Consider the following 10,613-nt stretch of genomic DNA (forward strand, 5'->3'; position numbering starts at 1 on the left):
CTTCCGGTGGTGCATGCGCTACAACACGCGCCGGCGGCACTCCTGGTGCAATCTTGTAGCGCCTGATGTCTTTGAAGCCGAGACTTCAGCTACACTGACTAAAGCAGCATAGCTAACCCCCGACGTGTCCACTTTCCGGGGGTCAGGCCCATCCACCAAAAATGGATAGTGCAAACCCGACGATAAATACCCCAGATTCCGATCTTGGGCAAAAATCTCTACGTATAGAGGCGTTGTACAGGGTCATGTATATTACCGCCATAGCAAGAGGAAAAGCCCTTAATTCTCCCCAGAAAAATCCCGCTAGAGAAGTGGATACAAGAATGATTAAAGGAAGTAAAACAGATTTCGATATACGACTAAACAAAGCTAATCACATTTCTCACGGGGGAGCCTTCGTCCATCCATTGGTTATAAATAGCTCAGGTCATCACGGTGATCGGCATAGACCCAATTTCTCTTAGTGGTCAGTCTATTCTATCACTTATTTGGGTCATCACTGCATACGGGCTCAATTTCCACTGACTTTCCCAAGAACCCGTAAACAGTTAGCTAAATTTATTATGCATAGTTTTTCTTTGTTAAAAGGAATGAATCAGGAAGGTAGGTAGATACCCGGCATATTCCATTGAACTATGTTTAACATGCTGAATGCAGCAGTCCAGGTTAGCTTCCAACCTATTCGGGCAGAGATTAAAGGCTTGGTGCGTAAAAACCACTTTAAAACGCAAAATGAGCCCGGCCCGAGCTAGTAATCGACCATGCTCGGGGCTGAGCTCTGCGTTAGGGGTTGATGCTTCTTGGGTTCTAAGGTCGTGGAGCAGTTCCTCGGTGAGAGTTCGTTGCGGTTGGGCGGTCAACGAACCCCGGAGCTTAAGGGCTACTGACTGCCTTTAGACCGCTTTTTCACCAGTACTATGCCGCCGACAATAAAGAGTGCGGCGAGCACGAGAACCCAACCGATATTGGCACCCGTAGAGGTTAGTGCGCCGTTGTGGGAGCTGGAAGAGCCTCCGCCGGATCTGGAGCTTGGACCAGAGCCACTGCCTGCGCCCTTAGCAGTAGTGGACTTGGTGGAGCCGTCCGACTTCCCAGCGCCATTTCCCATGGATGCCTTAGCGCCCGCATTCGATCCAGATGAGTTAGTTGCCTTGGACTTATCGGACCCCGGCTTATTAGAGCCGGTGCTATTCGAGCCGTTATCTGGCTTGGTAGCGCCTGGCTGCTTAACCTTCGAGGAGTCTGCGGGCTTGTTGTTTTCCTCATCTCTTTCTTTGTCGGTGTCCTTTCCACCGGGCTGGGTGGTTGAATCGCCCACGAGGAAGGTCACGGTGTGCCAGTCGGTGAGTTTGTCGCCGTCGTTGTTGACGGTGCGCATGTCCATTTCGTAGCGGCCTGGTTCGGTAAAAATCCAGTGCGCGTGGACATGGAAAGGACCATCCTCAACGCCTTTGATCGTATGGGTGCCGTTGCTATCGGCTAAGGTGCGTGCCGGCGTGTTTAGGGAGGCAGTGTGGCCGGCCCACCATTTTCCGTCCGTAGGCGCCGACTTAGGGCGAACTTCGATCGCGGCGTCACGGTAGTCTTGCCCCACCTTGATCGTGTCCCACCCCGGCCACACAGCGTCGTGGTCCTGTTGCAATGGTAGGTGGTAGATCGTTGAGCCAGTCTTTACCATTCCGGTAAAAGACAGCGTCTTAGCCAGGGAGTCAGCGACCGTCACGCGGCGGGCATCGTGAATGCGCAGCGCTACGTCTTCAGGCACGTTGTGTTGGTCGTCTTCGTTGACATAGAAGCCGAGCTTGTTGTCCACAACCTTTGGCCCGAAGTCGATGTGGCCCTTGGTAATCTCGCGCTTCTTAGACGGTTCTGCGCTGGGAGCAGGTTCCGTTGTCTCTGGGCTTGGTTCCTTCGACGGTGTGGTGCTTTCCGTGCCGTTGGAGTCGCCTTCAGTGGCACTGTCGTTCCCAGTAGTGGGTGGGGCAGCAGATGATGAATCCTCGGTAGCTACCTTGAAGCGCAGAACAGCCTTTTTCGCAGGCTTACCGTCTTTTTCTGCGACCGTGACACCAACTTCATACGTACCGGGTTTGTTGAATGCCCAGTTGAGGTGCATGTGTTCTGCGGTTTCGGTGGTGTAGGAATGCGTGCCATCGCTGCCGGCAAGGCGCTGGTCCAGCCCGGTCTGATCAGCCTGGTATGCCAACCATTCGCCGTCCTTCGGGGCGCTGACGGGGGTGAAGGTCAAGGTGTAATTCTTCTTGGTGTCCTTGTAAGCATCCTCAGTGCTGAGCCCAGGCCAGACTACACCGGTGCGCTGTGTCTCTGGCAGGACGTAGGCAGCGCTGCCTTTCTTTCCAAAGTGCGGAATGTCTTTGTTCAAAGTGGACTTGACCTGCTTTGGAACGGTGAAAGAGACATCGGAAGGCTTACGCCAGATTGCACCAATGTGGTACAGGTTCGTCTCGTCCTTGATGCCTAGGTGCAGCTCACGATCTTCGTGGATCGGGGCGATATCTACGTGACCCCGGTGCAGATTGAGCTCCTTGTGCGGGGTGTCTTTATCCTTCGGGTTCTGCGGCTTGGGTGAGGGGATCTTGGGAACAGAAGGCTTCGAGGTCTTGGAAGGCGAGGGATTCTTGGATGGGGCAGAGCCTTCTGATTCTTCCGAATCCTGCGGCTTCTCTGGGGCGTCGGAGTCTTCTGGCTTCTCCGATCCTTCTGGGTCCTGTGAATCCGTGGAGTCAGAAGCCTCAGCGAACGAGACGGTGGTCTCAGTGATCGGCTCATAAGCATCCTTGTGAGTATGGCTAAATAGCGAGGCGCCGGCGGCATCGGAGCGGGAGTCAGGAACGATGCGCAGCATGAGTTGGTATCCGGGTTGCTTACAACTGTCGATGAGTTGCCTGCTCGTTCTTTGCCCCGGCCCGGAAGTAAAGCCGATTTCGCAATCTGCAATAGCGTTCTGCGGCAGGCTGGTCATCGGTTCGCCATCTACTTTGTAGAAGCCGCCGGTAACGCGCACCGTGGTGCGGTCATCCTCGGGAGCTACGGTGATGTCGATATTACGGTCGCCCTCGCCGTACACTTTACTGGTGGAAACGGTGACATCAGAGCTCGTGATCTCAAGGGGATCGGTCTCAAACGGCTCTATCTCTTCCATCTCTGGGGTAGGAAGCTCGCCGCTTTTCGTTGTATAAGCTTCGGCATCTTCATCGTCCTTTTCCCCATCGGTGCTGGTCCAGAACTTTACGGGTTCGGATACCCAGCGAGGGCTTGGGGAATCATTGTCGGGGATAAAGATGGCTTGGAAGTTGGATTCTTCATCACCAATCATTTCATCCCACGAAGCCTTACCGCCTTCTACCTTGCGTTCGGCAAGGTAGTGGCCGTTGATGGTGAATACGGCGCGGCCGGAGTCTTTGGCATTGCCGGTATCGAGGGAGAGCGTGGTGAGGATGCCTTGCTTCGCGCCCTTTGTATCGGCTTTGGAGGGAGCCATCTTAAATATAGGAGCGTTGGACTCGGCCCCTTCGGAGCCTGAGTATTCAGACTTGGCGTCATTAAAGGCGGTATCAAGGTCGGTGATCGTGCGCTCGGCGGGGTTGGTTCCGCCTACCTGCCAGACCAAGGTTTGTGGCTCGGAGTGGATGAAAGTGCCATCCTTCTTTCGAGCCGAAGCGCGGTAGGTTACTTCGTAGTGGCCAGGACGGGTAAACGTCGTGGCGTTATGCGTGTGCGTGCCTGCATTGACCCAGGTGGTACGGAATCCCGGGTCGTGGGAGGACCAGAGGCGGTTCAGAGGATAGTTCTCGTCGCTGTAGGTAAACAGCTCCATGCGGCCGGGGCCCTTAAAATCAACGATTTCCATGTTGAAGGATTTATCGCGGAATTGATCGGTGGGAAGATCCGCGGCGGCACCGAACCCAGCCCAGATGGGCATGGTGTTTTTCGGGAAGCCTACTGCGGGGCCGCCGTAGTACATGAGCTGGTTTTTCTCGGCATTGAGAAACTCGAAGCGCGGGTCATCGGGAACGCGCCAGGCATAGGCTCCTAGGCCGCCATCGACGCGGCCGTGGCTGACCCAGTTGATCGTGTCCTCGATGGGGACTAGGCCCGCACTATTGGACATGAGTTTGAAGTTTCCGTCCTTCCACACCGCGTGCGGGGAATCTACGTGCGTTTGGGTGCGGACAAGTGGGGCGTCCTCAGCGAGGGCGAAGGGAGCGTGGAATAACGCGAGCGCCAAGGCCACGACTATGGTGGCAAGGCGCGGTAGTGAGGTGCGCAACGGCATAAGGTTCTCTCAAGGTTAGGTGCAGTGAACTTTTATATAGGTTGCGACGAATACTACACTATTGCAAACCGTTATCGTTAGCGTTGTTGAAAATAGTGAACCTTTGCCCGCGAGCTGGGAAAGAAGATATAGAAAGTCCCCACCTCCGGTTGCGGAAGCGGGGACTGTGTAAAGCTGAGGAAAAGGAGCGGATAAGCGGAAGACGGGCGAGTGACCGCAGTGCTGCTGAGCGGTTAAGATTTGTCGTCTGCGGTGTGGGTGGTGCCCTCGAATTGCCATCCCACGACGGCATTGCGAACGGCTGCCTTGAGGGGGTTAGCGGGTTGAATGCAGCTAATGGTCAGCAGCCTGCCTGGCATCGCCTCGTCTCCCCATACGCTTGAGTCCCCGGCTAGGCCTTGTTTATCGGGATCGTGAAGATCGGTTGCGGTGTAGGTGAGCCAGTTCTGGTCGGAATTCTTGGTGCGTACGTACAGCTTGTCGCCGATGCTGACCTTGTGCTCGTTGGCAGCGCCATCGTAAAGCTTATTGAATACGGCAGGCACGCCGGCGCCGGTGTGCCCAGCGATAACGACGATATCGTCGGCATTTGTTCCCGGCAGGGAGTAGGGGCGGTCATCGGCAGTATAAGTGCAAGCCTTATCCATGGTGTCAGGGTTTATGGCGCCATCGACTACGCGGCACGTGCCATCCTCAAATTGCGCATGGACGTCGATGGCAGGGATATACATTTCTAGTGCCGCCGACGGTTCGATTACGGGAGATGTTTCCCCAGGGGCCTCGTTGGTTTCTAACCCTTTGGGTGGGCTTATGCTTTGCTCGGTCGTATTGATGCTGCGATCGATCGTGCTGATGACGAGGATCGTTGCAACGATGCCGCCTGAGACTCGAAGAACTCCGGAGGACGCCCATGCGCCTTTAAAGCGATCCCAAGGGGAAGAAGGGGCTTTTCGGTGCCTTGGAACTGAGGTCTCTTTTATCCTGCGATTCGGGTAACGGCTTTGGATGTGACGCGCGTGATGCTCTGCTTTCCGCCAATCGCGCTCTGTGGAATGGTGCCGGCCAGATCCACCTTTGGGCCGGGAATATTTATCAGCACCGCTAGAAGCATGGCCTGGAGTGTTGTGATTTAAGGATGTAGTGTGGCGCGGTTGCGCTGCGGATAAGTGAGATCCCTTCCTCCGTGGGTGGTCTTGGTGCTCCACTGCGACCTCCGAGGAAACTAGGGACAATAGGGATGGGTGTGAGTCCAGCTTAGAGTAATAATTTTCTTTTCCGGCTTATCGAGGCAGCGGTTGCGCTAACCGCTACGATAATCCGTGGTTCTCTTGTCCGTATAAGTAAAGCTAAATAAGGAAAATAAGAAACGGTGTCTCTCAACGAAGCTGCCAAGGGCGCATCCCTGAAAAAGGCCGCCCTGCTCGATCAATCATTTGCACGATTTTCTGTCCGCGCAATCCTCGCCGGTGTCTACTTGTGCATCGGTACCGTGTTTGCCGGCGTCGTAGGCCAAGCGGTAGAAGGCGTTGCCCCGGGCCTGGGGTCTGTGGCATTTGCCCTGTTCTTCGGCTTGGGCCTATTTGCCATCGTTATCCTCGGCGCTGAGCTGGCCACCGGCAATATGATGTACATGGTCTACGGGGCGATACAGAAGCACCTGTCCTGGGGCAAGGCCTTCTACGTACTGCTTATTACCACGATCTTTAACCTAGTCGGCGCCATCATCTTTGCCGCCGTCATCGGCATGTCCGCCAAGCTCGCGAATATGGATCCCTCGCACCTGTTGGTCACCATCTCTGAAGGCAAGCTGACCAAATCCCCGCAGGGAATGCTCGTGGAGGGCATGGCCGCAAACTTCGTGGTCAATATGGGCATCGTTAGCGCGGTCTTTGCCAAGGACGTTGTGTCGAAGTTCTTTGTTATCGTCCCGATCATCGGTATCTTCGTGGGCCTGGGTTTGGAGCACGTAATTGCCAATTTCTGCCTCTTTGCGCTTACCTTCTTCGGCAGCGATCCACTGCCGGCCGCACTGACAATTGGCAATGTTGCTCTCAACTGGACGCTGGTGTGGATAGGCAACTTCATCGGCGGCGGCCTGCTCATCGGTGGCGTGTACGCCTGGCTCAATAATGGGCCGGAAGACTACCGCGACTAGGCCAGCGTGCCCGAATAAAGATTAAAGCGATCGGCGCGGGCAAAGCCAACCAGTGCCATGCCGGTCTCGCGCGCGGTCTCTACGGCAAGGGAGGAAGCGGCGCTGACGGCAACGAGCATGCCAAAACCTGCCATGGCGGTTTTTTGGACCAGCTCGAAACTGGCGCGCGAGCTCATGACCAAAATGAGGTCATCAGCGGGCAGGCGCTCTTCCATGAGCAGATTGCCAATGACCTTATCAGCGGCGTTGTGCCTGCCGATGTCCTCCCGGATGACCACCGGCTCACCCTCGAGGGTAAACGCGCCGGCGGCGTGGATTCCGCCGGTTTTGCGGAATTCCTTTTGGGCGGCGCGCAGCTTCTCCGGCAGCTGGACCACCAGCTGTGGGTCCACGGGGATCTGGGGAATGGGGTAGCGCGACTTCTTTGCCAGCGCCTCAATAGACGAGGTGCCGCATACCCCGCAGGCGGACGTCGTCGTGGTCAAGCGGAGATCGCTTAAGTCCAACGGCGTATTCTTCACCAAGTCTATGTCCAGCAGGTTATAGGTATTCATGCCCTCGACGGTGGCACCGGCGCAGTAGCGGGCAGTGGTGACATCGGAAAGCGCGGCGATATGCCCCTCGGAGTGGAGGAAACCGTGCGCCAATTCGATGTCGTGGCCCGGGGTGCGCATGGTGGTGGTGATGGTCTGCCCGCCTACGCGAATCTCAAGCGGCTCCTCGCCGGCGACGGTATCGGCGCGGGTATCTACCTGCGCGTGCTCGCCCAGACGGACCTTCGCGACAGCAAACGTGGCATTCTTACGTCCAGCCATTACTTCAGCGCCTCCTTGAGGGTTTCGATATTTACCTTGGCTTCTGCCGTGCTTGCCGATGCCAACCCCACCACGAACGCCGTCAACGGTGCTGCCGGCCGCGATTGGGTATGGGCCACGTCCTTGGTTAAATCCAGCAGTTCCCGGGTCAGCGCCGTGGCCTCGTGGGGCTCGAGGTTTAATAGCCGTGCGGCTTCTTCAAGCCATTGGTGGGCGGTGCGGATCGGATCTTCGTTCTCGGTACTCATCTCAACTACTCCTCAATTATGTGGCGCTGCATCCGACTGTAATGAATGCAGCGGATTTATTTGGAAAACCGCAGGATATGGCGTAAAGTGTTCCCGCGTGCCTGCGCTACAACCGGTGCACGCGCAAAGCCCTGCGGGTTTTGCGTGCTGAACTGGCAAAACGCAGAGCCGAAAAAGAATTGAACATCAACTTTGTTGTAGGCCCCTCGCCGTTTATAGCGGACCGTTGTCTGAATCAAAGGGTGGCGAGCGCCTTGCGGTATTGACCGTGAGGAGCGTGAGTAGCCCGAAATCACACGGAAAACGCTTTGGTGAGCACGGGAACCGCAACGAGAAAGGTACACGGTCACTCATATGACTATGACTGATCCTATTGCCGACATGCTGTCGCGTGTGCGTAACGCAAGTAACGCACACCACGACGTCGTGTCGATGCCTACCTCCAAGTTGAAGGCAAACATTGCTGACATCTTGAAGCAGGAAGGCTACATCGCTGACTACACCGTTGAGGGTCACACCCTGTCCCTCGAGCTGAAGTACAACAACCGCGAGCGTTCTCTGTCTGGTCTGCGTCGCGTGTCTAAGCCGGGTCTGCGTGTGTATGCAAAGTCCACCGAACTGCCACAGGTCTTGGGCGGCCTGGGCGTGGCTATCATTTCCACGTCCCACGGTGTGCTGACTGACCGTCAGGCTGAGGAGAAGGGCGTAGGCGGAGAAGTTCTCGCCTACGTCTGGTAAAGGGAGGTTTGACACATGTCTCGAGTCGGTCTAGCACCGATCGCCGTACCAAACGGCGTCGAAATCAACATCAACGGCCAAGACGTTGAGGTCAAGGGCCCTAAGGGTACCCAGAGCGTAAACGTTCCGGATCCGATCACCATCAACGTGGAAGACGGCATCTTGACCGTTTCCCGCCCTGATGATCACCGCAAGCACCGTGCACTGCACGGCCTGTCCCGCTCGCTGCTCAACAGCGCCGTCATCGGCGTGACCGAGGGCTTCACCATCAAGATGGAAATCTTTGGTGTCGGCTACCGTGTGCAGCAAAAGGGCCAGGACCTGGAATTCAGCCTGGGCTATTCCCACCCGGTCCTCATCAAGGCTCCGGAGGGAATCACCTTCGCAGTGGACGGCAACACCAAGCTGTCCATTACCGGTATTGACAAGCAACTAGTCGGACAGATCGCCGCTAATATCCGTCGCCTGCGTAAGGACGATCCTTATAAGGGCAAGGGTATTCGCTACGAAGGCGAGCAGATCCGTCGCAAGGTCGGAAAGACGGGTAAGTAAGCAATGGCAAACACTGAAAACACGAAGCGCACTCCAGTCGGCAAGGACATTTCTTCTCGTCGTCGCGAAGCACGCGCACGCCGCCACTTCCGTATCCGTAAGACCCTGCGTGGCACCCCTGAGTCCCCGCGCTTGGTCCTGCACCGCTCTTCGCGCCACATGCACGTCCAGGTCATCGATGACTTGGCAGGCCACACCCTGGTTTCTGCATCCTCCATGGAAGCGGACATCCGTGCATTCGAGGGCGATAAGAAGGCAAAGGCTGCCAAGGTGGGCGAACTGATTGCTGAGCGCGCCAAGGCCGCTGGCATTGAGCAGGTCGTCTTTGACCGCGCAGGCTACAAGTACCACGGCCGCGTCGCTGCGCTGGCAGACGCCGCACGTGAAGGTGGTCTGAAGTTCTAATGATCATCGTCAACGGAAACATCAACGGAAGGATCGCGTAATGTCGGACCGTGAACAGCGTGACGGCGGACGCTCCGCCGAGAACAACAAGAACAACCGCGGCGGCAACGGCCGTCGCAACGATCGTCGTAACCAGCAGGACAACGAGCGCGATAAGTACATCGAGCGCGTTGTGACCATCAACCGCGTCTCCAAGACCGTTAAGGGCGGCCGCAACATGTCCTTCACCGCTCTCGTCGTCGTTGGTGACGGCCAGGGTCAGGTAGGCGTTGGCTACGGCAAGGCTAAGGAAGTTCCGGCTGCAATCCAGAAGGGTGCAGAAGAGGCTCGCAAGAACTTCTTCCGCGTACCTATGGTTGCCGGCACCATCACCCACCCGGTCGAGGGTCGCGACGCAGCGGGCATCGTCATGATGAAGCCCGCCGCTCCTGGTACTGGTGTCATCGCCGGCGGTGCTGCTCGTCCAGTGCTCGAATGCGCTGGCGTGCAGGACATTCTGTCGAAGTCCCTGGGCTCCGACAATGCACTCATCGTCGTCCGCGCTACCGTGGACGGCCTCAAGCAGCTGGTTCGCCCCGAAGAGGTTGCCGCACGCCGTGGCAAGTCCCTCGAAGAGGTCACCCCGGCCCGTATGCTGCGCAAGCGCGCAGGTCAGGAGGCATAAACAATGGCTCTGAAGATTACACAGGTAAAGGGCCTGGTGGGCACCAAGCCGAACCACCGCAAAAACATTGAGGCTCTGGGCCTCAAGCGCATCGGTCAGTCCGTAGTTAAGCAGGACACCCCGATCATCCGCGGTATGGTTCACAAGGTTCGCCACCTGGTCACCGTCGAAGAAGTGGCAGGGGAGTAAACCATGGCTGATATCATCAAGCTGCACGACCTGCGCCCAACCGCAGGAGCAAATAAGCCCAAGACCCGCGTCGGCCGCGGTGAGGCATCCAAGGGTAAGACCGCTGGTCGCGGTACCAAGGGTACCGGCGCTCGTAAGCAGGTTCCCGCTGCTTTCGAGGGTGGACAGATGCCCATCCACATGCGTCTGCCTAAGCTCAAGGGATTCAAGAACCCGAACCACGTTGAGTACCAGGTTGTTAACGTGGCTGACTTGGCCGAGAAGTTTGCCGATGGCGGCGACATCACCGTCGCTGACATCGTAGCTGCTGGCCTCGTCCGCGCTAACCAGCCGGTCAAGGTTCTGGGCAGCGGCGACATCAACGTTAAGTTGAACGTCACCGCAGACAAGTTCTCCAAGTCCGCTGTAGAAAAGATTGAGGCTGCTGGCGGTTCCGCCAACACCAAATAATCTGGACTAGAGAATAGCTACACCCCATTACGTTGTTAGCAGTTCCACCCCAGGGCACCGAAGATTCATAGCCTGTCCACCCGAGTGGGCGGGCTATGTT

The 10,613-nt window shown here is 56.7% G+C and carries 11 protein-coding genes; 7 read left to right on the forward strand and 4 right to left on the reverse strand.

Translation table 11 applies throughout. From position 1 onward, the window contains the following. Positions 1 to 880 precede the first annotated feature (880 nt). Together ABRP87_RS10635 and ABRP87_RS10640 are read right to left on the reverse strand one after the other, a co-directional pair. Positions 881 to 4,297: a choice-of-anchor M domain-containing protein gene (locus tag ABRP87_RS10635; protein WP_349868742.1), complete on the reverse strand. Its 3,417-nt coding sequence runs from the start codon at positions 4,295 to 4,297 to the stop codon at positions 881 to 883. A gap of 233 nt (positions 4,298 to 4,530) precedes the next feature. Then, complete coding sequence (locus tag ABRP87_RS10640) at positions 4,531 to 5,028, reverse strand: sortase domain-bontaining protein (protein ID WP_349868744.1); 498 nt, start codon at positions 5,026 to 5,028, stop codon at positions 4,531 to 4,533. 638 nt (positions 5,029 to 5,666) lie between these two features. On the opposite strand from ABRP87_RS10640, the gene ABRP87_RS10645 reads away from it, so the two are divergent. Beyond that, positions 5,667 to 6,452: a formate/nitrite transporter family protein gene (locus ABRP87_RS10645; RefSeq protein WP_023025201.1), complete on the forward strand. Its 786-nt coding sequence runs from the start codon at positions 5,667 to 5,669 to the stop codon at positions 6,450 to 6,452. Here the strand turns inward: ABRP87_RS10645 and fdhD are convergent. Together fdhD and ABRP87_RS10655 are read right to left on the reverse strand one after the other, a co-directional pair. After that, positions 6,449 to 7,267, reverse strand: a complete 819-nt coding sequence (gene fdhD / locus ABRP87_RS10650) for a formate dehydrogenase accessory sulfurtransferase FdhD (protein ID WP_349868747.1) — start codon at positions 7,265 to 7,267, stop codon at positions 6,449 to 6,451. The two genes, ABRP87_RS10645 and fdhD, sit on opposite strands and share 4 nt — an antisense overlap. Further along, positions 7,267 to 7,515 carry a DUF6457 domain-containing protein gene (locus tag ABRP87_RS10655; RefSeq protein ID WP_005276987.1) on the reverse strand — a complete coding sequence of 83 codons (249 nt, stop codon included), beginning with the start codon at positions 7,513 to 7,515 and terminating at the stop codon, positions 7,267 to 7,269. The genes fdhD and ABRP87_RS10655 overlap by 1 nt, the downstream gene beginning before the upstream one ends. Before the next feature lie 354 nt (positions 7,516 to 7,869). Here ABRP87_RS10655 and rpsH point away from each other — a divergent pair, with 354 nt between their 5' ends. The 6 genes from rpsH to rplO are packed head-to-tail and all read left to right on the forward strand — an operon-like array spanning position 7,870 to position 10,513. Further along, on the forward strand, positions 7,870 to 8,253 hold the full coding sequence (rpsH, locus tag ABRP87_RS10660) for a 30S ribosomal protein S8 (protein WP_005276990.1): 384 nt from the start codon (positions 7,870 to 7,872) through the stop codon (positions 8,251 to 8,253). A 15-nt stretch (positions 8,254 to 8,268) separates the two neighbouring features. After that, positions 8,269 to 8,805, forward strand: coding sequence for a 50S ribosomal protein L6 (rplF, locus tag ABRP87_RS10665; RefSeq protein WP_023025203.1), 537 nt, complete (start codon positions 8,269 to 8,271; stop codon positions 8,803 to 8,805). Between the two features lie 3 nt (positions 8,806 to 8,808). Further along, positions 8,809 to 9,210 carry a 50S ribosomal protein L18 gene (gene rplR / locus ABRP87_RS10670; protein ID WP_023025204.1) on the forward strand — a complete coding sequence of 134 codons (402 nt, stop codon included), beginning with the start codon at positions 8,809 to 8,811 and terminating at the stop codon, positions 9,208 to 9,210. Positions 9,211 to 9,250: 40 nt separating this feature from the next. After that, positions 9,251 to 9,874, forward strand: a complete 624-nt coding sequence (rpsE, locus tag ABRP87_RS10675; protein WP_349868749.1) for a 30S ribosomal protein S5 — start codon at positions 9,251 to 9,253, stop codon at positions 9,872 to 9,874. Positions 9,875 to 9,877: 3 nt separating this feature from the next. Further along, complete coding sequence (gene rpmD, locus ABRP87_RS10680) at positions 9,878 to 10,063, forward strand: 50S ribosomal protein L30 (RefSeq protein ID WP_005276997.1); 186 nt, start codon at positions 9,878 to 9,880, stop codon at positions 10,061 to 10,063. Between the two features lie 3 nt (positions 10,064 to 10,066). Next, positions 10,067 to 10,513: a 50S ribosomal protein L15 gene (gene rplO, locus ABRP87_RS10685; protein WP_349868750.1), complete on the forward strand. Its 447-nt coding sequence runs from the start codon at positions 10,067 to 10,069 to the stop codon at positions 10,511 to 10,513. The last annotated feature ends 100 nt before the right edge of the window (positions 10,514 to 10,613 follow it).

It is taken from the genome of Corynebacterium sp. KPL2830 (assembly GCF_040225635.1).
GTDB lineage: Bacteria > Actinomycetota > Actinomycetes > Mycobacteriales > Mycobacteriaceae > Corynebacterium.

What these genes read in the sequence shown, in the direction of transcription:
- ABRP87_RS10635 (WP_349868742.1), bottom strand. Translation starts at nt 4,297, where the DNA reads ATGCCGTTGCGCACCTCACTACCGCGCCTTGCCACCATAGTCGTGGCC.
- ABRP87_RS10640 (WP_349868744.1), bottom strand. Translation starts at nt 5,028, where the DNA reads ATGTATATCCCTGCCATCGACGTCCATGCGCAATTTGAGGATGGCACG.
- fdhD (WP_349868747.1), bottom strand. Translation starts at nt 7,267, where the DNA reads ATGGCTGGACGTAAGAATGCCACGTTTGCTGTCGCGAAGGTCCGTCTG.
- ABRP87_RS10655 (WP_005276987.1), bottom strand. Translation starts at nt 7,515, where the DNA reads ATGAGTACCGAGAACGAAGATCCGATCCGCACCGCCCACCAATGGCTT.
- rpsH (WP_005276990.1), top strand. Translation starts at nt 7,870, where the DNA reads ATGACTATGACTGATCCTATTGCCGACATGCTGTCGCGTGTGCGTAAC.
- rplF (WP_023025203.1), top strand. Translation starts at nt 8,269, where the DNA reads ATGTCTCGAGTCGGTCTAGCACCGATCGCCGTACCAAACGGCGTCGAA.
- rplR (WP_023025204.1), top strand. Translation starts at nt 8,809, where the DNA reads ATGGCAAACACTGAAAACACGAAGCGCACTCCAGTCGGCAAGGACATT.
- rpsE (WP_349868749.1), top strand. Translation starts at nt 9,251, where the DNA reads ATGTCGGACCGTGAACAGCGTGACGGCGGACGCTCCGCCGAGAACAAC.
- rpmD (WP_005276997.1), top strand. Translation starts at nt 9,878, where the DNA reads ATGGCTCTGAAGATTACACAGGTAAAGGGCCTGGTGGGCACCAAGCCG.
- rplO (WP_349868750.1), top strand. Translation starts at nt 10,067, where the DNA reads ATGGCTGATATCATCAAGCTGCACGACCTGCGCCCAACCGCAGGAGCA.